This is a genomic window from Streptosporangium oxazolinicum (assembly GCF_039537505.1).
Lineage (GTDB): Bacteria > Actinomycetota > Actinomycetes > Streptosporangiales > Streptosporangiaceae > Streptosporangium > Streptosporangium oxazolinicum.
Genome location: NZ_BAABAQ010000012.1, coordinates 219,006 through 240,758, shown reverse-complemented (window position 1 = coordinate 240,758; position 21,753 = coordinate 219,006). Strand labels below are relative to the sequence as shown.

Annotated in this window: 20 protein-coding genes; 16 read left to right on the top strand and 4 right to left on the bottom strand. The window is 71.1% G+C overall.

The window, feature by feature from the left end; genetic code table 11:
- Window positions 1-100: 100 nt before the first annotated feature.
- The gene (locus ABD817_RS29100; protein WP_344921393.1) at window positions 101-2,287 is read left to right on the top strand and encodes a transglycosylase domain-containing protein; all 2,187 of its coding nucleotides are present in this window, start codon (window positions 101-103) and stop codon (window positions 2,285-2,287) included.
- A gap of 34 nt (window positions 2,288-2,321) precedes the next feature.
- Here ABD817_RS29100 and ABD817_RS29095 read toward each other — a convergent pair whose 3' ends face one another.
- The gene (locus ABD817_RS29095; protein WP_344921392.1) at window positions 2,322-4,496 is read right to left on the bottom strand and encodes a thioredoxin domain-containing protein; all 2,175 of its coding nucleotides are present in this window, start codon (window positions 4,494-4,496) and stop codon (window positions 2,322-2,324) included.
- A gap of 363 nt (window positions 4,497-4,859) precedes the next feature.
- Between ABD817_RS29095 and ABD817_RS29090 the strand changes: the two genes are divergently transcribed.
- The 3 genes from ABD817_RS29090 to ABD817_RS29080 all read left to right on the top strand — a co-directional run bounded on the left by ABD817_RS29090 (window position 4,860) and on the right by ABD817_RS29080 (window position 7,525).
- The gene (locus ABD817_RS29090; protein ID WP_344921391.1) at window positions 4,860-5,426 is read left to right on the top strand and encodes a DUF2243 domain-containing protein; all 567 of its coding nucleotides are present in this window, start codon (window positions 4,860-4,862) and stop codon (window positions 5,424-5,426) included.
- Window positions 5,423-6,271, top strand: a complete 849-nt coding sequence (locus tag ABD817_RS29085) for a cytochrome c oxidase assembly protein (RefSeq protein WP_344921390.1) — start codon at window positions 5,423-5,425, stop codon at window positions 6,269-6,271. Before ABD817_RS29090 ends, ABD817_RS29085 begins: the two co-directional genes overlap by 4 nt.
- Before the next feature lie 93 nt (window positions 6,272-6,364).
- Window positions 6,365-7,525: a hypothetical protein gene (locus tag ABD817_RS29080; RefSeq protein WP_344921389.1), complete on the top strand. Its 1,161-nt coding sequence runs from the start codon at window positions 6,365-6,367 to the stop codon at window positions 7,523-7,525.
- Window positions 7,526-7,694: 169 nt separating this feature from the next.
- On the opposite strand, the gene ABD817_RS29075 is transcribed toward ABD817_RS29080, so the two are convergent.
- From ABD817_RS29075 to mca, 3 genes are all read right to left on the bottom strand, one after another.
- The gene (locus ABD817_RS29075) at window positions 7,695-8,012 is read right to left on the bottom strand and encodes a GNAT family N-acetyltransferase (RefSeq protein WP_344921388.1); all 318 of its coding nucleotides are present in this window, start codon (window positions 8,010-8,012) and stop codon (window positions 7,695-7,697) included.
- Between the two features lie 143 nt (window positions 8,013-8,155).
- Window positions 8,156-8,386 (bottom strand): hypothetical protein, encoded by a 231-nt coding sequence (locus ABD817_RS29070; RefSeq protein ID WP_344921387.1) that lies wholly within the window; start codon window positions 8,384-8,386, stop codon window positions 8,156-8,158.
- A gap of 34 nt (window positions 8,387-8,420) precedes the next feature.
- Window positions 8,421-9,317: a mycothiol conjugate amidase Mca gene (gene mca / locus ABD817_RS29065; protein ID WP_344921386.1), complete on the bottom strand. Its 897-nt coding sequence runs from the start codon at window positions 9,315-9,317 to the stop codon at window positions 8,421-8,423.
- A 223-nt stretch (window positions 9,318-9,540) separates the two neighbouring features.
- Here mca and ABD817_RS29060 point away from each other — a divergent pair, with 223 nt between their 5' ends.
- From ABD817_RS29060 to phoH2, 12 genes are all read left to right on the top strand, one after another.
- On the top strand, window positions 9,541-9,969 hold the full coding sequence (locus tag ABD817_RS29060; protein WP_344921385.1) for a DUF4307 domain-containing protein: 429 nt from the start codon (window positions 9,541-9,543) through the stop codon (window positions 9,967-9,969).
- Between the two features lie 111 nt (window positions 9,970-10,080).
- The gene (gene greA, locus ABD817_RS29055; protein WP_344750139.1) at window positions 10,081-10,581 is read left to right on the top strand and encodes a transcription elongation factor GreA; all 501 of its coding nucleotides are present in this window, start codon (window positions 10,081-10,083) and stop codon (window positions 10,579-10,581) included.
- A gap of 199 nt (window positions 10,582-10,780) precedes the next feature.
- Complete coding sequence (locus ABD817_RS29050) at window positions 10,781-12,082, top strand: C40 family peptidase (protein ID WP_344921384.1); 1,302 nt, start codon at window positions 10,781-10,783, stop codon at window positions 12,080-12,082.
- A 172-nt stretch (window positions 12,083-12,254) separates the two neighbouring features.
- Window positions 12,255-12,782, top strand: coding sequence for a hypothetical protein (locus ABD817_RS29045; RefSeq protein WP_344921383.1), 528 nt, complete (start codon window positions 12,255-12,257; stop codon window positions 12,780-12,782).
- Between the two features lie 291 nt (window positions 12,783-13,073).
- The gene (locus ABD817_RS29040; protein ID WP_344921382.1) at window positions 13,074-14,873 is read left to right on the top strand and encodes a phosphoenolpyruvate carboxykinase (GTP); all 1,800 of its coding nucleotides are present in this window, start codon (window positions 13,074-13,076) and stop codon (window positions 14,871-14,873) included.
- A 203-nt stretch (window positions 14,874-15,076) separates the two neighbouring features.
- Complete coding sequence (locus tag ABD817_RS29035; RefSeq protein ID WP_344921381.1) at window positions 15,077-16,057, top strand: TIGR04222 domain-containing membrane protein; 981 nt, start codon at window positions 15,077-15,079, stop codon at window positions 16,055-16,057.
- A gap of 125 nt (window positions 16,058-16,182) precedes the next feature.
- The gene (locus ABD817_RS29030; protein WP_344921380.1) at window positions 16,183-16,998 is read left to right on the top strand and encodes an MbnB/TglH/ChrH family RiPP precursor modification enzyme; all 816 of its coding nucleotides are present in this window, start codon (window positions 16,183-16,185) and stop codon (window positions 16,996-16,998) included.
- Window positions 16,991-17,377, top strand: a complete 387-nt coding sequence (locus tag ABD817_RS29025; protein WP_344921379.1) for an SCO6045 C-terminal-like domain-containing protein — start codon at window positions 16,991-16,993, stop codon at window positions 17,375-17,377. Before ABD817_RS29030 ends, ABD817_RS29025 begins: the two co-directional genes overlap by 8 nt.
- Before the next feature lie 241 nt (window positions 17,378-17,618).
- Window positions 17,619-18,401, top strand: coding sequence for a TIGR04222 domain-containing membrane protein (locus ABD817_RS29020; RefSeq protein ID WP_344921378.1), 783 nt, complete (start codon window positions 17,619-17,621; stop codon window positions 18,399-18,401).
- Between the two features lie 249 nt (window positions 18,402-18,650).
- Complete coding sequence (locus ABD817_RS29015; protein ID WP_344921377.1) at window positions 18,651-19,127, top strand: hypothetical protein; 477 nt, start codon at window positions 18,651-18,653, stop codon at window positions 19,125-19,127.
- Window positions 19,128-19,206: 79 nt separating this feature from the next.
- Window positions 19,207-19,974: an isoprenyl transferase gene (locus tag ABD817_RS29010; protein ID WP_329085962.1), complete on the top strand. Its 768-nt coding sequence runs from the start codon at window positions 19,207-19,209 to the stop codon at window positions 19,972-19,974.
- A gap of 221 nt (window positions 19,975-20,195) precedes the next feature.
- Entirely contained in the window at window positions 20,196-21,539 is a 1,344-nt protein-coding gene (gene phoH2 / locus ABD817_RS29005; protein ID WP_344921376.1) for an RNA 5'-3' helicase PhoH2, read from the top strand.
- Window positions 21,540-21,753: the final 214 nt, after the last annotated feature.

The following is a 21,753-nucleotide window of genomic DNA, read 5'->3' as shown; positions in this document are numbered from 1 at the left end:
GTACCATGCCAAGCAGGGGCCAGACACCGTTATCCATCGTTTACCCTTAACGGTCCGCAACCGTCGGGGGTCAGCGGCGGGTCCTATCGGGGGGTCACGCGTGTTAAAGGGCGGGACGAGCAGTCTCAGGAGGAAGTTCCTGAGGATCTCACTCATCGTCTTCGGCGTCGGGATCATCTCGGCGATCGGCCTGCTCGGGGTGGTGTGGGCGATCACCCCCATTCCCGACAGCACGCAACCAAGGGCCACCGCGCAGGGTTCGGTGATCTACTACCGCGACGGCAAGACCGTGCTGGCCAGGCAGGGTGTCAACCGCAAGAGCGTCACCCTCGACAAGGTGCCGCTGAGCCTGCGGAACGCGGTCATCGCGGCGGAGAACCGCTCCTTCTACGAGGACCGGGGCGTCTCCCTCTCCGGCACCTTCCGCGCCATGTGGTCCACGGTCAGCGGCCAGCAGCTCCAGGGCGGCTCCACGATCACCCAGCAGATGGTCCGCAACTACTACAGCGGCCTCAGCCAGGAACGTTCCATAATCCGGAAACTCAAGGAGGTCATGATCTCCTTGAAGGTGGACCAGTCGAAGTCGAAGGACTGGGTGCTGGAGCAGTATCTCAACACGATCTACTTCGGCCGAGGCGCCGACGGGGTCCAGGCGGCGGCCGGAGCATACTTCGGCAAGGACGTGGGCAAGCTGACCCTCGCCGAGGGCGCCTACCTCGCCGCGGTGATCCAGCAGCCCTCCAGGTTCGCCGACCCGCGCGGCCCCGACCTCTCCGCGGCGAGGGACCGCTGGCGGTCGGTGATCGACGGGATGGTGGACACCGGGGCCATCACCTCCCAGCAGGCCGCCACGGTGACCTTCCCCAGCCTCCGCAAGCCCAAGGCGGTCTTCTCCCTCACGGGGCAGGAGGGCTACATGCTCGACCAGGTGACGGCCGAGCTCAAGAGCAGGGGCTACACCGACGAGGTCATCAACCAGGGCGGACTGAAGATCGTCTCGACCTTCGACAAGAACCTGATGGCCGCCGCCGAGCGCGCCGTCACCTCGGTCCTGCCGGACGACACCCCCAAGAAGGTCCGCACCGGGCTCGCCGCCGTCGACCCCGCCACCGGTGAGGTCGTAGCCTTCTACGGTGGCCGCAGCTACGCCGCCAACAAGTTCGACAACTCCTTCTCGGCCAAGGTGCAGGCCGGATCGACGTTCAAGGCCTACACGCTGGCCGCGGCCCTGGACAACGGCTTCGGCCTCGACACCAGGGTCGACGGCAACTCCCCGCTGCGGATCGCCTCCGCCGACATCCCCAACTCGGGCGGCTACTCCTACGGCGAGGTCAACCTCGTCAAGGCGACCCAGAGCTCGGTGAACACCGCGTTCGTCGACCTCGCCCAGAAGGTCGGCCTGAACAAGGTCGTCAAGGTCGCCGAGGAGGTCGGCATTCCCGGCGAGCAGCTCGACCCGCACCGGGGCGCCGCCACGCTCCCGCTCGGCGTGGCCTCGGTGAGCGCCGTCCAGAACGCCTCCGGTTTCGCCTCCTTCGCCGCCGAAGGCGTCCACCGCGAGGCCCACGTGATCCGCTCGGTCACCAACGCCGAGGGCGAGGTCGTCAAGAGCTCCACCAAGGGCAAGCGCGCCTTCAGTGAGCAGGCCGCCATCGACGCCACCTACGCGCTGAGCCAGGTCGTCGAGGCGGGAACCGGCTCCGGCGCCCGCCTCTACGACCGTCCCGTGGCGGGCAAGACGGGCACCACCGACGAGTCCGCGGCCGTGTGGTTCGCCGGGTTCACCCCGCAGCTGGCCGTGGCGGTCGACATGTTCCGCGACGACAACAAGCCGGTGACGGTGAACGGCAGCGCCCTGTACGGCGGTTCCTACCCCGCGCAGATCTGGCGGGCCTTCATGACCGAGGCGATGGAGGGCAAGCCGGTCAAGGAGTTCAAGGAGCCGTCCAACTACGGCTACTCCCCGTACGAATACGACTACGACGAGCAGGGCGACGGGGACGAGACGGCCACGCCCGGCCCCGACGAGTTGGTCACCCCCGGCCCCGACCAGAGCGCCACCCCCGGCCAGGAGACCCCGGCTCCCGACCAGACCTCGGCCCCCGAGGACGCCGACGGGGGGCCGGGCGGCCCCGACGACATCCCCGGGCCCCTCCAGGAGGAGAACCCCGGCGGGCGCGGTGGCGACGACGGCGCGGGCGGCAGGAGCGACAGAGGCGACAGGGGCGGCGACTTCGGGGTCGACGGCCTGGGACACAGGCTCGGCGACCCCCTGTCACGCGAGTGACCCCGTCCGGGGGCGGCGACCCCCGGACGGTCCGTTACACCTCGCCCGCCAGTTCGGCGCGCAGGGCCTCGGGGGTGGTGACGGGCATCCTGCAGGTGAAGCCTCGGCACACGTAGGCCGCGGGCTCGCCGCCCACCAGACCCCGGCCGACCAGGAGCGGGACCTCCCCGGAGCCAGAACCGGAGCCAGAGCCGGAGCCGGAGCCGGAGCCAGAGCCGGAGCCGGAGCCGGAGCCAGAGCCGGAGCCGGAGCCGGAGCCGGTGGTGGTGGTGGCGGTGGTGGTGGCGGAACCGGGAGCGGCGTCGGAACCGGTGGCGGGGCCGGGCTCGCCGAGTGCCAGGACCAGACCGGGCAGGGGTGACAGCAGGGCGGTCCTGAGCAGGGCGGCCGTCGCCGGATCGCCCGCCGGGCCCACGACCGCGACCTCGACCGGACCGGACACCGCCGCCTGGGCCACGGCCAGCCCCCACCCGGCGAACCGCGCGTGCCTGTCGGCCAGCACGGTGACCGTGCCCAGGGCCGCCTCGGCCGCCTCGCGGTGCCGGGCCGAGCCGGTCAGCGCGGCGTACGAGAGCAGCGCGCCCGCGGCGGCGAACTGGCCGGACGGGGTGGCGTTGTCGGTCGCGTCCCGGGGGCGCTGGAAGAGCGGCTCGGCGTCGTCGGCGGTGTCGTAGAACCCGCCGGAGCCGTCGGAGAACCGCTCCAGGACGGCGTCGAGCAGCGCCTCGGCCCGCCGGAACCAGCGGGCCTCCCCGGTCACCCCGTACAGGGCGAGCAGGCCCTCGGCGAGGTCGCCGTAGTCCTCCAGGACTCCGGCGTTGGTGCCGGGCCGGCCGTCGCGGGAGGTGCGCAGCAGCCGGTCGCCGTCCAGGTGGAGCTCGTCGACCAGCGTGGCCGCCTCGCGCGCCGCCTCGACGAGGTCCGGCCGCTCGAACAGGGCGCCGGTCTCCGCGAGGGCGGCGACGGCCAGGCCGTTCCAGGCGGCCACCACCTTGTCGTCCCGTCCCGGCCGCACCCGGCGGGCCCGCGCGGCCAGCAGCGCGGAGCGCACCCGGGCGAACCGCTCGGCCTCGCCGGGGTCGGGGTCGGCGAGCAACTGCAGCACCGAGGTGCCGTGCTCGAACGTCCCGGTCACCTCGAACAGCTCGATCGCCCAGAGCCCGTCCTCCTCGCCGAGGACCTCGCGGAGCTCCTCGCGGGTCCAGGCGTAGAACTTGCCCTCCACGCCCTCGCTGTCGGCGTCCAGGGCGGAGGCGAAGCCCCCCTCCGGGGTGCGCATCTCGGCGAGCAGCCAGTCGGCCGTCTCCAGCGCCACCCGCCTGCCCAGGGCGGAGCCGGTGGAGCGCCACCAGTGCGCGTAGACCCGCAGGAGCAGGGCGTTGTCGTAGAGCATCTTCTCGAAGTGCGGGACCACCCAGTCGGCGTCCACGCTGTAGCGGGCGAACCCCCCGGCGAGCTGGTCGTAGATGCCGCCCCGGGCCATGGCCTCCAGCGTCCGCCCGGCCATGGACGTCGCCGCCGCGGCGGTCGCCCGCCGCTCCGTGTCCTCCGTGTCCTCCGTGTCTCCGATGGCCGCCGCGCCGTACCGCAGCAAAAACTCCAGGGCCATCGACGGCGGGAACTTGGGCGCCCCGCCGAAACCGCCGCGGACCGGGTCGAAGGACTCGGCCAGGCTGTGTACGGCCCGCGTGAGCGTGTCCGGGGTGGGCAGCGGCCCGGACGGCAGCGCCGACCGCTCGTTCAGCGCCTCCACGATCTTCGAGCCCTGCTCCAGCACGGCCTCCCGCTCGCCGGTCCAGGCGTTCGACACCCCGGCGAGCAGCCGCTGGAACTGCTGCCTGGGGAAGTAGGTGCCGGTGTAGAAGGGGTGGCCCTCCGGGGTGGCGAAGACCGTCATCGGCCACCCGCCCTGACCGGTCATGGCCTGGGTGGCCGCCATGTACACCGCGTCGACGTCCGGCCGCTCCTCACGGTCGACCTTCACGTTGACGAAGTGCTCGTTCATCAGCGCGGCCGTGGCCCGGTCCTCGAAGGACTCGTGAGCCATCACGTGGCACCAGTGGCACGCGGAGTAGCCGACGCTGATCAGCAGCGGCACGTTCCGCCGGGCGGCCTCGGCGAACGCCTCCTCACCCCATTCGAACCAGTCGACGGGATTGTCCGCATGCTGCAGCAGATAGGGGCTCGTCGCGTCCTTCAAGCGGTTCATGAAGACCTTTCCTGCGTACGCGGTGCGTGCGTTCTCCTCGTGAGGTGCGCGGAGGTCGCGCGTCATGGTTCTTTCCGCACGATCCCTCTCACACTAAACCGGGCGGGGGACGAGGCCGCGAGCGCGGGCGGGATGCTTCGAGGTTCGGCGCCGCGACCGTGGGGGACGGGGATGCCGGAGATTTTAGGCCGCCGATGACACGCGAGGGTGCGTCGCTCCCGTACGTCCGCCGGTGGCTCTGGTGGGGTTTGCCGGGGACCCCGGCAGAGAGCCGCCGGCGGGGTCGTCCTTTCACCGGCGGGCGACAGGTGGCTCCGAACCGGCCGGACCCGCCGGGCCGGAGCCGGGAGGAAGGGGGCCGCGATGACGAGCGGGTCGGCGAGGAAGATCGACGCCGGGCGGATCGCCGTGCCCGGCACGGTGCTGGGCATCGGGCTGGGCGGGTTCGTCGACGGCATCCTGCTGCACCAGATCCTGCAGTGGCACCACATGCTGTCCAGCACGAACACCGACAACATCGGGGTGAGGTACTACCCGGTGGATACCGTTCCCGGGCTGCGGATGAACACGCTGTGGGACGGCCTGTTCCACGCGTTCACCTGGCTGGCGGTGCTGATCGGTCTCAGCCTGCTGTACTCGCGGGTCCTGCACTCCCGGGGGCGGGTGTGGAGATCGCGGGAACTGTGGGGCTGGATCCTCCTCGGATGGGGGGTGTTCAACCTGGTGGAGGGCGTCATCGATCACCACCTGCTGGGCATCCACCACGTGCGGACCGGTCCGTACCAGACCTGGTGGGATCTGGGATTCCTGCTCCTGGGCGCGCTGCTGGTGGCCGGAGGGTGGCTGCTGCGGCGTGGTGGCGGCCCGGTCGAGCTGTGCGACGAGGACGAGCGCGGACGCGGACGCGGCCCCGCCGTGCCAATGTCATGATCGTCCTGACGTACGGGGTCCACGAGGTCCACGGGGTCCATGGGCACGGCGGTGACCCGGTGGCGGTGCTGGCGCCGGTGGCCCTGGCCGTGGTGGCGGGCGGATACGCGCTGCTGGCGGCGCGGCGCGGTCGCGAGCCCAGGGGCTGGAACCGGTGGCGGACGGCTGGTTTCCTCGCGGGCGTCGCGCTGGTCGCCGCCGCCGTGACCGGGCCGGTCGCCGCGTTCGCCGAGGTGGACTTTCGCGGGCACATGCTGCAGCACCTGCTGATCGGCATGCTGGCGCCGCTGGGCCTGGTGCTGGGCGCCCCGGTGACCCTGCTGCTGCGCTCGCTGCCGCCGGTCCACCGGCGGCGTGTGGGCGCCGTGCTGCGCTGCCGGGCGGCACACCTGCTGGCCGGTCCGTGGATCGCGCTGCTGCTCAGCGTGGGAGCCATGGTGGCGCTGTACTGCACCCCGCTGTACCGGCTCGTCTCCGGCGGCGCGCTGCCGCACCACCTGGTGCACGCGCACTTCCTGCTGGCCGGGTGCCTGTTCGCCTGGGTGATCGCCGGTCCCGACCCGGCGCCGCGGCGCCCGCCGGTACCCCTCCGGCTGGTCGTGCTGGGGGTGGCGATCGCCGTACACGCCACGTTGTCGCAGCTGATGTACGCCGGGCTCGCCGTCGACGTGCCGGTACCGGTCGAGCAGCTGCGTGGAGCCGCGGAGATCATGTACTACGGCGGCGACATCGCCGAGCTGCTGCTGGCGTTCGCGCTGGTGAGCACCTGGCGTCCGGTGCGGGCCGCCCCGCGCCGGGCGCCCGCCCCGGCGACCGCGTCCGGCCTCTCCCGCTCCCTCCCGTGAGCGTGCCCCGGACGGCCCCGTTATCTCAGGTGCGGGAGGTGACACCGGGCGGGAAGGTGTGTTCGCCGCGCTTCGGGCGTAGGCTCACTGGGCGTGGATCTCGACTTCGTCTGTGTGCACGCCGGAAGGGCGGCCTCCGAGCTGACCCGGCGTGATGTTGCCCGCGCGCTGCTCGCCGTGCCGTCAGGGGTGGCCCTGGTGGCGCTGCCCGATCTGAGGCGGGCGATGCTGGCGGCGGGCAACCCGCTGTCGCCGCCCTTCTGGGACTCCGCGAAGGCGACGCTCAGCGCGATCGAGTCCGGTGCCGCGACCGTGGGGGACGTGCAGCGCTGGATGGAGTCCACGGGCACCGAGCCGCTCCTGCTCACCCCGAGCTTCTTCGTCTGGCCGGAGGAGGACGAGCGGGGGCCGGTCGGCGAGGAGATGTTCAGCGGGCTCGTCGCCTACCTGGAGGAACGGGTCGCCGCGGGGGAGATCGACCCCGACGCGCTCGCCCGGGGCGACGAGGGGGCCAGGGAGGCCTACGCGGACCTCCAGGAGCGCTGGCTCACCGGCCCGCTGCCCGACGGGCGGGTTCCGGGGACCGCGGTCTCCGACGAGCAGGACGAGGAGCTGTTCGCCGCCTGGGACGAGGAGGAGGCGTTCGCCCTGGGCGAGCTGCGGCGCATCCTGGCCGAGCTGCCCGCCCCCGAGCGGCCCGTCAGGGAGCTGCGGGCCGCGGCCACCCGGCTGCGCGAGGTGCTGGGCAGGCCCGGCTATCCCGGTAACGTGCTGCGGGCCTGCGCCGGGTACGAGGGGGAGCCGCTGCCGGCCGACGACGAGGAGCTCTGGCTGACCGTCACGGCGGGCATCGCGGGGCCGATCTCCGACCTGCCCGAGGAGGAGGACCGGCTGGAGGTCTTCTCCGACCTGGACAGGGAGCTCAGCCACGAGGACTCGGTGCTGGCCGCCCTGTGCGCGATCCACCACGCCGACTGGCTGGCCGTGGTCGCCGCCCTGGCCAGGCGCGGCCCCGGGGTGCTGGCGTCGCCCGAGCGGATCGCCAGGCTCATCGCCGAGTCGGAGGACATCGACGTCGATCTGGACGAGCCGGAGGACCTGGAGGCGGCCGAGACGCTCTTCAGCTCGGTCACCCCCCTCTGGGCGTGCCTCGGGATCGTCGACAGGACCGAGGTGCTCACCTCGCTGGGCCGATGGGGGCTGCCCAAGGCGCTGGAGCGCGCCTGGTCCTCGACCGACACCCTCGGCGACTGACGGGCGCTCCCGTACGGTTCCCGGCGGGAGCTCGGCCGAGGTGTACTGACGACCGCGATCGGCGGCGCGCCCGTGCGGCCTCCGGCGGGAGGCGCAGGGCCAAGCCTCCTCGTCGAGGAGGTCGAGGTAGGGCAGGGTGACGGGCTTGGACGTGGGGCCGACCTGGAGGTCAGGCCTCCTCGTCGAGGAGGTCGAGGTAGCCCTCGGGCACCAGATCCTTGTACTCGGGGTGGCGCCGGATGTAGCGGGCGACGAACGGGCAGAGCGGCACGACCGACCGGCCGGACGAGCGGCTCGCGTCGAGGGCCGCGGCGGCCAGCCTGCCGCCCAGGCCCTTGCCCTCGTGCTCGGGGAGGATCTCGGTGTGGGTGAAAATGATCTTCCCGGCGCGGAGGCGGTACGCGGCGAACCCGGCCACCTCGCCGTTCAGCAGGATCTCGAAGCGGGAGGCTCCGGGGTTGTCGGAGACCTCGATGTCGTCGGCCATGTTCGTCCTCGCTCGTTCTCGGGGGTTCGGCTCGGCCGGTCCCGATCTCCCGCGCGTGTCGCGCGGTAGCCGGTCGGGCCGCGGGTTCGGTGACATGGGCAGGCCACCCGGGCGGGCCGGGGGGAGTGGGTGAGGCCGGTGGGTCAGGGAGCGGTCGGCGTCGTGGTGGTGCCGGTGGTGTTGGTGGTGCCAGTGGTGCCGGCGGTGCCGTTCCGCTCCCTCAGCTCGGCCTCCGAGGGGACCTCGATCCTGGAGATCTGCTTCCTCATCGACTTGACCAGCACGTAGAGGGCGAACCCCATGGCGGCCACGACGAGGAAACCCAGGAGCCCCGGGCTGACGTCACCCTTGGTGACGGGGTCAAAAGCAATCACATGTCAAGTTTGCCACCGCCACCCCACGGTCGTGTCAGTGGCAGGCGTGCGAGACCTTGTCGGCGGGGACCTCCGTGTGGACGCCCGTGAACAGGTCGTCCTCGGGAAGCTCGACGTCCACGAGCGATCGGGCCAGGTGGTAGTCCTCGGTCGGCCAGACCTCGCGCTGCAGGTCGCGCGGGCAGACGAACCAGAATCCGTCCGGGTCGACCTGCGTGGCGTGCGCGAGCAGCGCCTCGTCGCGGAGCTCGAAGTAGTCGCCGCAGGGGATCCGGGTGGTCACCGGCCACTTCTGCGGGCGGTCCTCCCAGCGGGAGATCCACTCGGCGTACGGGGAGCCGATGCCCCGGGCGTTCATCGCCTCGTGCAGCGCCTCGAACCGGTCCTTGGTGAAGCCCATGTGGTAGTAGAGCTTCAGGGGCTGCCAGGGCTCGCCGGTGCCCGGGTAGCGGTCGGGGTCTCCGGCCGCCTCGAAGGCCTCGACCGAGACGCGGTTGGTCATGATGTGGTCGGGGTGCGGGTAGCCGCCGTCGTCGTCGTAGGTCAGGATCACGTGCGGCCTGAACTCGCGGACGGCCGCCACCAGCGGCGCCGAGGCGATCTCCAGCGGCTGCAGGGCGAAGCAGCCCTCGGGCAGCGGCTCGCTCTCGTCCTCGGGCAGGCCGGAGTCGACGAACCCCATGAAGCGCTGCTCCACGCCGAGGATCTCGCGGGCGCGCTCCATCTCCAGGCGCCGGACCTCGCCGATGTTCTCCAGGATCTCCGGGCGCTCCATCTTGGGGTTCAGGATCGACCCGCGCTCGCCTCCGGTGAGCGTACAGACCAGCACGTCCACGCCCTCCGCCACGTAGCGCGCCATCGTGGCGGCGCCTTTGCTCGACTCGTCGTCGGGATGCGCGTGAACGGCCATCAGCCTGAGCGGTGCACTCACTGGCTCGGTGTCTCCTTATGTCGGTCGCGCTTCGGATCGTCGGTCGCCTCGCGGACGGCCTGCCTGGCCGGATGTTCCGCTCCGCTCGACGGGGTGTCCCGCGCGCCCTCGGCTTACGTCACTCTAGGGAGAGGTTAGTTTCTCTTGGGCGGTCGCGAGGGCGAGGCCCCCGCAGGGGACAATTGTCTCGGATAACACCGAGGTAGTGCAGGGAGATTCCGTCATGGCCACCAGCGAAGCCGAGAAGGGCCGTCAGGACGGTCCCGTCCTCGGCACCCCGGGCGACTTTCCCGACCGCCCGGAGCGCAGGGGGCGCTTCGTCGTGCACGCCGTGATCGCGATCCTCTGCGCCGTGTGCGCGGGGGGATGGGGTTACGTGATGTGGGCGGCGAAGGGGGACACGGAAGTGATCGACCAGGTCATCGCGTTCGACGCCACTCGCGGCGATTCTCTGCAGATCACCTTCGAGGTGTACAAACCATCCGATCGCGCGGCGCTCTGCCGCCTGCGGGCCACCGATGTCAGCCACGTCGAGGTCGGCAGCAAGGAGGTCAATATTCCGGCTGGTGAGGGATATGTTCGGCTTACCGAACGGCTAGAGACCAGTGCTCCGGCCACTTCAGGCCATGTCCAGTACTGCTATCTCGTATAGTGAGACATTTGGGGAGGCGGTCGGGGGGCTAACTTGTTAGCCTTTCGAGATTCGAACCGACCGCAACCCCAGGCACCAAGCACGAAGCCCCCGAGGAAGCAAGGAGAACCCGTGGCCGACTCCCACAGCGAGAGCGTCACCTGGCTCACTCAGGAGGCGTACGACCGCCTGAAGGCTGAGTTTGAGCACCTCTCGGGGCCCGGGCGCGTCGACATCGCCAAGAAGATCGAAGCCGCACGTGAAGAGGGCGACCTGAAGGAGAACGGCGGCTACCACGCCGCCAAGGACGAGCAGGGCAAGATGGAGGCCCGCATCTTCCACCTCCGCCAGATCCTGGACAGCGCCAAGGTCGGCGAGGCGCCCCGCACCGAAGGCGTGGTCGGCCCCGGCATGACGGTCACCGTCCGCTTCGAGGGCGACGACGAGGAGGTCGCCTTCCTGCTGGCCTCGCGTGAGGAGAGCGGCGCCCCGATCGACGTCTACTCGCCCAAGTCGCCGCTCGGCGCGGCGATCAACGGCAAGAAGATCGGGGAGAAGGCCACCTACACGATGCCGAACGGCCGTTCCAACACGGTCGAGATCCTTGAGGCGGTGCCGTACATCGGCAACTGACCTTCGCGCACTTCGATCGATTCGCTGATCCGCCGGGACGGGTGTCCCGGCGGATCGCCGTGTGTCAGAGGATTTGGCAGGGTTTCGCAAGTCTTGCGGTCGTATTGCAGATAGGGCGCTTTTCAGTGGGTTCGCGTGCATCGGGGGGCGGTCTACGGCACCCTCGTAGGACTGGAGTCCGTGGGGAAGGGGAGATGTCGTGTTCGAGCGGCGGCCACGTGTCTCCGACCTGATCCGGGAGGCACGGCATGACCTCGCCTACCGCCCCCGGCTCCGCTACAGCTACCGCACCGCCCGCCTGATGAGGCGGGCCGTACCGATCCTGGCCGTCCTGCTCGTCGGCGTGCTGGCCACCGGCCTGATGGTCTTCACCCAGATGCCGAAGGCCGACCCGGGGGCGGAGGCGGAGGCGGAGACGGTCACGATGCGCAAGTCCGTCGCCACCGTGCCGACCCAGGTGGCGACGCCCACCCGGGGCGGGACCGCGCCGGAGCCGGTGGCGCCGCTCACCTCGATGCGGCAGCCGCACCTGTTCGTCGTCGCGAACAGGCCGCTCAGCGCGACCGTGGTCGCCAAGGTCGCCCAGCTCTCCGGGGTACGGGCGGTGGAGCGCGCCGACGCCGCCGAGGTGGTCCTGGACGGCAAGCCGGTGCAGACGCTCGGGGTGAACCCCTCGACGTTCCGCGCGTACACCCCCAAGCCGACCGCGCGCTCCGACAGGCTCTGGCGGAACGTCTCGGCGGGGGAGGTCGCCGTCTCCTTCGTCCTGGGCAACGACGGGGGCATGCCGCTGGGCAAGACCTTCACCACCGCCGGGCGCAACCTGCGCGTCGGCGCCTACGCCACGATGGGCATGGGCGCCATCGACGCGGTGGTCTCCCGGCCGACCGCCCGCGCCCTGGGCATCCCGGAGAACAACGCGCTCGTGGTGAGCGCGCCGAAGACCGACTCCGCGAAGCTGCGCCTCACCCTCCTGCGCGCCCTGCCCAAGGGGGCGCAGGTCGCGGTGATCAACCCGGTGCTGGTGGCCCCTGCCAAGACCACCGGCGAGACCGCCGGTCAGGCCACCGGTGAGGCCACGACCTGGTCCGCGAGCTCCTTCATGAGCGCCTCCCAGGTCACGACCGCCCTCACCGCCGCGATCGGCAAGCTCGGCCGCCCGTACGTGTGGGGCGCCGAGGGCCCGGACAGCTTCGACTGCTCGGGCCTGGTCCAGTGGGCGTACGCGCAGGCGGGGATCAAGGTGCCCCGGGTGACGCACCAGCAGTTCGTCTCCGGCCCCCAGGTCCCGCTCGCCCAGGCGCAACCCGGTGACCTGCTGTTCTGGCGGCACGACCCCACCAACCCCGGCTACGTCTCGCACGTGGCCATCTACTGGGGGAACGGCAAGATGCTGCACGCCCCCAGGACCGGCGACGTGGTCAAGCTCGTCCCCGTCACCACCCGCAACTTCGCCGGGGCCGTGCGGATCAGCCCGGAGGTCGCCGCCCGGGTCCGCTAGCCCGGGTCCGCTATCTCGCGTCCGTTCTCGCGGGGTTCCGTCGGTTTTTCATGGGCTTCGGGCGGTCCGTCCTCATCCCTCGTCGCACGCTCCAGGCCCGTCGCCTCCGGGCTTCCCGTCGGTTCGTACGCGATGCTGGCTCCGCTCGATGAAGCGTTGTAATCTAAATTACATGGAAAACGATGAAGCAGTGGAGAAGCTGCGCGGCTGGTTCGCGGGGAGGCTGCCCGAGGAGTGGTTCGAGGGCAGGGTGGAGATCGTGCTCGACCGCGAGGAGATCGCGGTGGTCGGCAGGCTCCGGGCTCCCGCCCTCGGCGACGACGTCTCGGAGGTGGAGCGCTCCGCCGCCCTGGAGGGGGGCATCCTGCGTTTCCGCGAGGAGACCAGGGAGCGGCGCGTCGAGATCGCGCTGGAGGCCGAGCACCGCTTCCGCAGGAAGGTCTCCTGGGGGGTCGCCGTCGGCGACGAGACAGTGATGTTCACCACACTCTCGGTGCCCGTCATGACCCGCCTCAAGCAGTCGGAGCGTCAGGTTCTCGACACCCTCGTCGCCGCCGGAGTGGCCCGCAGCCGCAGTGACGCGCTCGCCTGGTGCGTGCGCCTGGTGGGCAACCACACCGACACCTGGCTGGCGGATCTGCGGGACGCGCTCCAGCACGTGGACCGCGTGCGGGCGGCGGGTCCGGACGTGAATTCCTGACCCTGGGCAGCGGAAATGGCCGGGAAACTGGTCTGAACCTGTCCGCCGATTGGTTTAGACCTTTCTCATTGGCCTATACCACTGCTGTGGCGGCTTTTTTAAGAATCACTTCTTTTGGGTAGGGGTTTCAAAACCTCGCGTCTCCTGCCAGGGCATACGCGGCTGGAGGCGTCGGGCGTGAAGCGTCATGACGCGCGATCGTGTGAATTCACTGGTCTATGCCAATTGGATTGTGCGCGGTCCGGCCGTCAATGATGTTTTGGCCCCGAGAAGTGCAAAGGAGCCCCAGCAGTGTCCGTTACCGTAGGTGTCACCGCCGTCAGCCCGACCAGCCACGAGGAGCTCGCCGGGTGGGTCAACGAGATCGCCGAACTGACTCGGCCGGACCGGATCGAATGGTGCGACGGCTCCGAGGCCGAATGGACCCGCCTGACGAACCTGCTGGTCGAGCAGGGCACGTTCACGCGCCTGACCAAGCGGCAGAACAGCTTCCACGCCGCCTCCGACCCCAGCGACGTCGCCAGGGTCGAGGACCGGACCTACATCTGTTCCGAGCGCGAGGAGGACGCGGGACCGACCAACAACTGGGTCGCCCCCGCCGAGATGCGCCGTACCTTCGGCAAGATCTTCAAGGGCAGCATGCGCGGCCGGACGATGTACGTGGTGCCCTTCTGCATGGGCCCCCTGGGCGGTGAGATCTCCCAGCTCGGCGTGGAGATCACCGACTCGCCGTACGTGGTCGTGTCCATGCGCGTCATGACCCGGATGGGCGACGACGCCCTGCGGCTCATCGAGGAGCGCGGCGGCTACGTCAAGGCGGTCCACTCGGTCGGCGCCCCGCTGGAGCCGGGCCAGGACGACGTGCCCTGGCCGTGCAACCCCACCAAGTACATCAGCCACTTCCCCGAGACCCGCGAGATCTGGTCCTACGGCTCCGGGTACGGCGGCAACGCCCTGCTCGGCAAGAAGTGCTACGCCCTGCGCATCGCCGGCACGATGGCCCGCGACGAGGGCTGGCTGGCCGAGCACATGCTCATCCTCAAGATCACCCCGCCCTCGGGGGAGACGCGCTACATCGCGGCGGCCTTCCCGAGCGCCTGCGGGAAGACGAACCTCGCCATGCTCCAGCCGACCCTCCCCGGGTGGAAGGTCGAGACGATCGGCGACGACATCGCCTGGATGCGCTTCGGCGACGACGGGCGGCTGCGCGCGATCAACCCCGAGGCGGGTTTCTTCGGCGTCGCCCCCGGCACCGGCGAGTCCACCAACGCCAACGCGATCAGGACGCTCTGGGGCAACAGCATCTTCACCAACGTCGCCCTCACCGACGACGGCGACGTGTGGTGGGAGGGCCTCACCGACCGGCCCCCGGCGCACCTGACCGACTGGAAGGGCCGCGACTGGACACCGGACTCCGGCGAGCCCGCCGCGCACCCCAACGCCCGCTTCACGGTCCCGGCCGCGCAGTGCCCGACGATCGCCCCCGAGTGGCAGGACCCCGAGGGCGTACCGATCTCCGCGATCCTGTTCGGCGGGCGCCGCGCCAGCGCGGTTCCCCTGGTGACGGAGTCGTTCGGCTGGCGGCACGGCGTCTTCGTGGGGGCCAACATCGCCTCGGAGAAGACCGCCGCCGCCGAGGGCAAGGTCGGCGAGCTGCGCCGCGACCCGTTCGCGATGCTGCCCTTCTGCGGCTACAACATGGGCGACTACTTCGCCCACTGGCTCAAGATCGGCCAGCGGGAGAACGCCCGGCTGCCGCGCGTCTACTACGTGAACTGGTTCCGCAAGGACGACGAGGGCAGGTTCATCTGGCCCGGCTTCGGAGAGAACACCCGCGTGCTCAAGTGGATCGTCGACCGCCTCAACGGCCGGGCGGAGGCGGTACGGACCCCCATCGGCCTGCTCCCCGCCGCGCTCGACACCGAGGGCCTCGACGTCTCCGACGAGGACATGCGGACGCTGCTGAGCGTCGACAAGGAGATCTGGAGGCAGGAGGCGTCGCTCATGCCCGCCTTCTTCCGGACCTTCGGCGACCACCTGCCCGGAGAGCTCTGGGAGGAGCACGAGGCCCTCGTCGCCCGCCTGGGCTGAACGGGGTCCGGGGCTTTCGTCCGTGCCGGTCGTTTGGGTGGGGCCCGGCCGCGCTTGGGACGGCAACCCGCGTTTCGCCTGGTGACCGACATCTCACCGGGTCGCCGTCGAAGTCGGGCCAAACTTCTGCCAGGCTGTGCGCGTCTACCTGAGTGCACGGGACGCCGCTCCTGTGGCCCACCTTTCCCCCCGAGGAGGCGGACATGGAGTTCTCGCTGTTCGTCATCGCCTGTGTCGTCGCCCTGGTCATCCTCTCCACGGCCCTCGCGGTGCGCCGCGAACACCGCCGGGTCCGCTCGGCCATGGTCGGCCACTACGGCGGACCACCCAACCCGTACGAGCTCGCCTATCTCTCCGGAGGGCCGCGCCGTGTGATCAACACCGCGCTCGGCCTGCTGGCCAGGGCCGGGGCGATCCGGGTCTCGCGAGGCGGCCAGGCCAGCCTGGTCGCCGGGGCCAAGCCCTCTCCCGACCCGGTCGAGTACGCCGTCATGGAGGCGCTCCACCTGCGCGGAGGGTCGGCCCCCGTGGGCGAGGTCCGCCGGGCGGTGGCCGAGGGACAGAGCGTCGACAGCCTGCGCTACCGGCTGCTGGGGCTCGGCCTGCTCGTGCCCGAGGGCGCGCTCGACCACGCGCAGGCCCTGCTGAGCAGGCTCCAGATCGCCTCGATCGTCGAGGTGGTCGTCGTGGCGGGCATCCTGCTCGCCGGGGCGACCGGAGGATTGGGCACCTTCGCGCTGCTGGTGGGGATGTTCTCGGTGATCGGCGGTTTCTCCACCTACGCGCGGCAGAGGCGGGCGCTGCGCGACGTCCTGAGTAACGCCGGCCACCAGGTGCTCGCCGCCGCCCGCAGAACCTACGTCCGGGGCGCCCGGCCCCTCGCGCCCGACCTGGCCTTCGCCGTCGGCATCCCCGTCGCCCTGTACGGCCTGAGCGAGCTCAACGAGCCCGGCCTGGAGGAGGAGCTCCAGCGCCAGACCGCGAACGGTTCGGGCAACTGCGCCACGGGCGCCTGCGGGGGCGGCCCGAGCTCGGGTGACGGCTCCTCCTTCGGCGGTGGTGGCGACTTCGGCTCCGGTGGCTGGGGCGACTCCGGCGGGTCGGGTGACGGCGGCGGATCGAGTGACGGCGGTGGCGGGTCCAGCTGCGGCGGAGGGTGCGGCGGTGGCGGTTGCGGTGGGTGAGCGGCATCCGGCCACGGCGGTGACGGCCACCGAGGCCGCCCCAGTCGTCCCAGCCGTCTCAATCACCCCGGTCGCCCCAGCGGTGGTGGCCGGGCTGCCCGTAGGCCGGGGCGGGGGTGCTTCCGATGGCGGCTGAGCCTCCGGCGCTGGGCGTGGGCATCGGCTGGCGCCCTGAGATCGACCTGACCGTGGAGCGGCTGCCCGGGGTCGACTTCGTCGAGGTCATCGCCGAGAACGTCAACCCCGCCCGGCTCCCCGAGTCGCTGCGGGTGCTCCGCGCCCGCGGGGTGCCGGTGATCCCGCACGGTGTCGGGCTGGGCATCGGCGGCGCCGAGTCCCCCGACCCTCGGCGGCTGGCACACCTGGCGGCCTGCGCCCGCGCCCTGGACGCGCCGCTGGTCAGCGAGCACCTCGCCTTCGTACGGGCGGGCGGGATGGAGGCCGGGCACCTGCTCCCCGTCCCGCGTACCCGGGCCGCGCTCTCCGTCGTCGCCGAGAACGTGCGGCGGGCACAGGAGGCGCTTCCCGTGCCGCTGGCCCTGGAGAACGTCGCGGCTCTGTTCGGCTGGCCGGAGGACGAGATGACCGAGGCCGCCTTCCTCGGCGAGCTGGTGGAGATGACCGGCGTCGGGCTCCTGATCGACGTGGCGAACCTCTACACGAACCAGGTCAACCTGGGACTGTCGGCCACCGCCGCGCTGGACGGCCTCCCGCTGTCCGAGCTGGCCTACGTCCACGTCGCCGGGGGCCACTCCCACCAGGGGGTGTGGCACGACACCCACACCGCCCACGTCCCGCAGGACGTGCTGGACATCCTCTCCGAGCTGTGCGCCCGGGTCGATCCGCCCGGTGTGCTGCTGGAATGGGACGACGACTACCCCAGTGACGGCGCCCTGGAGGGGGAGCTCGACCGGATCCGCGGCGCGATGGCCCGTGTCTGACGACGCGGTGGCGCGCGAGGCGCTGGCCAGGGCCCAGACGGCCCTGGTGGCGGCCCTGGTGGCCGGGGAGGAGGCGCCGCGGGGGTTCGACCGGGAGCGGCTGCGAATCCAGGAGTCCAGCCTGATCTCCAAGCGGCGCAGGACGGTGGCCAGGCTGCGCCCCGACCTGGTCGCGCTGCTCGGTGACGGTTTCGCCGCCGAGTTCGACGCGTACGCGCGAGGCCGTCCCAAACCGCAGGGCGGCTCCCACGCCGACGCCCGTGACTTCGCCGAGCGCCTCCGTGTGGCGGGACGGCTGCCGGAGGAACCCGGCCCCGCGCCCGCCTCCCCACCCGGTCCCGAGCCCCGCCGGTGGTCGCTTTTCGGCAGGCGCCGCTGAAACGGCACACCGGACCGGGCACCGCCGAAGCGGCACGCCGACCCGGCGGGCGCCGCTGAATCGGCACGCCGGACCGGGCGTCGCGGAACCGGCGTGCCGGACAGGGCGTCGCCGAAACGGGCGGGCCGGACCGGGGCCGCTGAGACGATGTGCCGGGCCGGGGACCGCTGAAACTTCTGGTCCTCCCCGTTCGTCCACTGGATAGTGAACCTCAGGCAGGGGCGTCATCCCGGAGGCCGTCATGCAGACCGTACAGATCGTCGTCGTGGTGGGTTTCGCGCTTCTGGTGGTGGCGGTGCTGGTCGCGCTGCGTCTGGCGGTGCGCCCCTCGCGTGTCTACGAGGGGCCCGAGCTGACGCCGTACGAGCTGGCGCTGCTCGCGGGCGGCCGGGGCCGGGCGGTCGACACCGCGCTGGCCTCGCTGACGGCGGCGGGCGGGGCGGTCCGGGCGCGGCGTGACGGGCGGCTCACCCCGGTGTCCGGCCAGGTCGGCGTGTTCACCCAGCCGCTGCAGACCGAGATCCTCGACCTGCTCAGGGTGAGGGGAGAGGGCGTGCCGGTCTGGGAGGTCAGGAACGCGGTGTCCTGGGGGCCCGCGGTGACCATGCTGATCGCGCGGCTGAGGGACCTGGCGCTGATCGACGCGCCCGGTTCCGGCCGGGCCGACCCCACCCACCCCAACCGCGCCGGGAAGGTCGCCCTTGCCCACTACCGCCTGCGCCACCGCGAGGACAGGTCCCTGCCACCCCGCGCCGGTGGCCGCGTCGACGGTGACGAGCTGAACATCCTGGGCGTGGCCCTGCACGGCCTGAAGCAGCTGGAGGACGGGCAGCTGGCGGCCGCCCTGTCCATGAGCGGGCGGCCGTCGTCGTCCGCGCCACGCCGCCGTGCCTCCCGGTCCGGCGCCTCCGGTGCCTCTGCGGGCTCCTACGGTTTCTACGGGGGCGACGGGGGTGGCTCCGACTCCGGCTCCGGTTCCAGCTGCGGAGGCGGAGGCGGGGGCGGTTGCGGCGGCAGTTCCTGAGGATCGCGGACGGACGCGGCGCGATCCCGCCCCGGTCGCCATGACGTTCCCGGACGAGGAGATCGCCTGCTTCCCGCGCGTCCCGTGCCGGTTCGAGGCCGAGGACGGGCGGGAACGGACGGCACCGGCCACCCGGCCGGCGGGGACATAGATGGCGTTGATCATGTTTTGGCGGACTGAGGCAGGGATACCCTCTCTGAGGTGGGGGGACTGCGTTGTCTTGATGGTTCTTATCTGACCGTTACGCCGGTGGCGTGCCGTGACAGTGTCGGCACGCCGTACGAGATCACCCTGCAGCTCCACCGCGACGGCGCGCTGTACGGCACGGTGGGCGAGCGGTGCGGCTGGTTCCTCACCCGGCTGGCGCGAGGGGTCGCCGAGGCGCGTGCGGGCCACGAGGCCCGGTGGCCCGACCCCGACGACCGCTTCCCCGACGACACGGAACTGTTCGCCTTTCGTTACCGAGCCAGGAACGGGATCGTCGGCGGGGGCGAACTCCGCTGTCAGCTGCGGACCATCCCGGTCTGGGTCCCCGGGCGGCGAGGGCCCGGCGGAGAGTGGCGGCTCACCAGAAGGGCGTTCCTGGAGGCCTGGGGCGGCGGCGGGGTGGGCATGCGCGCCGTTCTGACATCCTCTGAGCTGGGCGTTTTCGTGGAGGCACTCGTCGCTGAGGCCGAGGACTGCCTGGGGTCCCGCAAGCCGGGCAAGCCCGCCAGATCCCTGTAGAGGGGGCCGAGGGGTCCGCGGGGCGGCGATAATTGCCTGTCAGTGCCCATTCGTGGCAGGTGCTGAGGGAGGGGCTTCAATGGGCGTGCGCGATCTCGTCTACCGGCTGTACGAACGCCGGCTTGAGGCGAAGCTGTCCCGTCAGAAGGAGATGGCTCCCCGGCACGTCGGCGTGATCGTCGACGGCAACCGGCGCTGGGCGCGCTCGATGGGCATCGACGACGTGAGCCGAGGGCACCGCAAGGGCGCGGACAAGATCTCGGAGCTGCTCGGCTGGTGCCGCGAGGCCGGTGTCGAGGTCGTCACCGTGTGGCTGCTGTCGAGCGACAACATCAACCGCTCCAAGGACGAGCTGGACCTCCTGATGAAGATCATCGAGGACGTGGTCCAGGAGCTCGTGGCCGACGGATGGCACATCAAGCCCATGGGAGCACTCGATCTGCTGCCCGATCACACGGCCCGTGTCCTCAAAAACGCAAAAGAAGCGACATCACATCGTCCCGGTTTGATTGTGAACGTTGCGGTTGGGTATGGAGGAAGGCGTGAGATCGCTGATGCGGTGCGCTCCCTTCTTCAGGAGCACGCGAGCAAGGGCGCGAGCATCGAGGACCTTGTCGAGGTCCTCGATGTCGAGCACATCGCGGAGCATCTCTACACGCGCGGCCAGCCCGACCCGGATCTGGTCATCCGGACATCGGGGGAGCAGCGGCTCTCGGGCTTCCTGCTCTGGCAGAGCGCTCACTCCGAATTCTACTTCTGCGAGGCCTACTGGCCTGACTTCCGCAGGGTCGACTTCTTGCGGGCTCTCCGCTCCTACGCCGCGCGACACCGCAGGTACGGTTCCTGAAACTCCACATGAACGACCCCTTTCGGTCAGTCTTAAGCAGTTGGAACTCGGGCATTCAGGACGTACCGTAAGAAGTAGGAGAGCACAGCTCACCTACGCCGGAGAGGGCCCGCCTTTGCGTCACGACCTGCTGAGGAGGGCCGGTCCACGGTCCCTGCTCGACGTTCTCGTGAGCGGGCCCGGGGCCGGTCCGCATCCCAGCTCATGGCAGGGCGCCGTCCATGGCGCCCGGGGGAGAACGCGTGGCAAACCCTTCGTCCTCACCCACGTCGCCGGCAGTGCAGCGGCGCACGTACGTCCTGGACACCTCGGTGCTCCTGGCGGATCCAACGGCGATGAGCCGTTTCGCCGAGCATGAGGTCGTCCTCCCGATCGTCGTCATCACCGAGTTGGAGGGCAAACGCCATCATCCAGAGCTCGGATACTTCGCGCGTAAGGCGCTGAGATCCCTCGACGAACTCCGGGTGACACACGGACGTCTGGACGAGCCCATGCCGATCGGCGAGGGCACCATCCGGGTCGAGCTCAACCACAGTGACCCATCCGTCCTGCCCGTCGGGTTCCGGCTCGGCGACAACGACACCCGCATCCTGACCGTGGCGAAGACCCTCGCCGCGGAGGGGAAGGACGTGGTGCTGGTCTCCAAGGACCTGCCGCTGCGGGTGAAGGCCGCCTCCATCGGGCTCGCCGCGGACGAATACCGCGCCGAACTCGTGGTGGAGTCCGGCTGGACCGGCATGGACGAACTCCAGGTGACCACGGAGGACGTCGAGACGCTCTTCGAGCACGGTACGACCGACCTGGTCGAGGCCCGTGACCTGCCCACCCACACGGGCCTGCGCCTGCTGTCCAGCAAGGGTTCCGCGCTGGGCCGGGTGCTGCCCGACAAGTCGGTGCGCCTGGTGCGCGGCGACCGGGAGGTGTTCGGCCTGCACGGCCGCTCCGCCGAGCAGCGGATCGCGCTCGACCTCCTGATGGATCCCGAGGTCGGCATCGTCTCGCTGGGCGGCCGGGCGGGCACCGGCAAGTCCGCGCTCGCCCTCTGCGCGGGCCTGGAGGCGGTCCTGGAGCGCCGCCAGCACCGCAAGGTCATCGTCTTCCGTCCCCTGTACGCCGTGGGCGGCCAGGAGCTGGGCTACCTGCCCGGTTCCGAGAACGAGAAGATGAGCCCGTGGGCGCAGGCGGTCTACGACACCCTGGGCGCGGTCACCACGCCCGAGGTGATCGATGAGGTCATGGACCGGGGCATGCTGGAGGTGCTCCCGCTCACCCACATCCGCGGCCGGTCGCTCCACGACGCCTTCGTCATCGTGGACGAGGCGCAGTCACTGGAGCGCGGGGTGCTGCTCACCGTGCTGAGCCGGATCGGCGCCAACTCCCGGGTGGTCCTCACCCACGACATCGCCCAGCGCGACAACCTGCGGGTGGGCCGCCATGACGGTGTCGTGGCGGTGGTGGAGAAGCTCAAGGGGCACCCGCTGTTCGCGCACGTCACCCTGACCCGCTCGGAGCGTTCGCCGATCGCGGCGCTGGTCACCGAGATGCTGGAGGACATCACGATGTGACGGCGGCGTCTCGACGCCACCGCCGGAGCGCGGTCGCGGGTGCCGTACGGGCCCGCGACCGCGCTCCGCGCGTTCCGGCTCGGGTTCCGCGCGTCCCGGCTCCGAGAGCCTCGCGGCGGGGGTCCCCCAAAACGACAGGGTTCCCAGGGCGGCGAGGTTCTTCGGAGCGGCTCGGGGTTCTCCAGGGCCGCGCGGGGTTCCTCAGGGCGGCGGG

Excerpts from the sequence above, each read along its gene's own strand:
- ABD817_RS29095 (WP_344921392.1), bottom strand. The coding sequence starts at position 4,496 with ATGAACCGCTTGAAGGACGCGACGAGCCCCTATCTGCTGCAGCATGCG.
- ABD817_RS29090 (WP_344921391.1), top strand. The coding sequence starts at position 4,860 with ATGACGAGCGGGTCGGCGAGGAAGATCGACGCCGGGCGGATCGCCGTG.
- ABD817_RS29020 (WP_344921378.1), top strand. The coding sequence starts at position 17,619 with ATGCAGACCGTACAGATCGTCGTCGTGGTGGGTTTCGCGCTTCTGGTG.
- ABD817_RS29060 (WP_344921385.1), top strand. The coding sequence starts at position 9,541 with ATGGCCACCAGCGAAGCCGAGAAGGGCCGTCAGGACGGTCCCGTCCTC.
- ABD817_RS29035 (WP_344921381.1), top strand. The coding sequence starts at position 15,077 with ATGGAGTTCTCGCTGTTCGTCATCGCCTGTGTCGTCGCCCTGGTCATC.
- ABD817_RS29045 (WP_344921383.1), top strand. The coding sequence starts at position 12,255 with ATGGAAAACGATGAAGCAGTGGAGAAGCTGCGCGGCTGGTTCGCGGGG.
- ABD817_RS29010 (WP_329085962.1), top strand. The coding sequence starts at position 19,207 with ATGGGCGTGCGCGATCTCGTCTACCGGCTGTACGAACGCCGGCTTGAG.
- phoH2 (WP_344921376.1), top strand. The coding sequence starts at position 20,196 with ATGGCGCCCGGGGGAGAACGCGTGGCAAACCCTTCGTCCTCACCCACG.
- ABD817_RS29075 (WP_344921388.1), bottom strand. The coding sequence starts at position 8,012 with ATGGCCGACGACATCGAGGTCTCCGACAACCCCGGAGCCTCCCGCTTC.
- ABD817_RS29085 (WP_344921390.1), top strand. The coding sequence starts at position 5,423 with ATGATCGTCCTGACGTACGGGGTCCACGAGGTCCACGGGGTCCATGGG.
- ABD817_RS29030 (WP_344921380.1), top strand. The coding sequence starts at position 16,183 with ATGGCGGCTGAGCCTCCGGCGCTGGGCGTGGGCATCGGCTGGCGCCCT.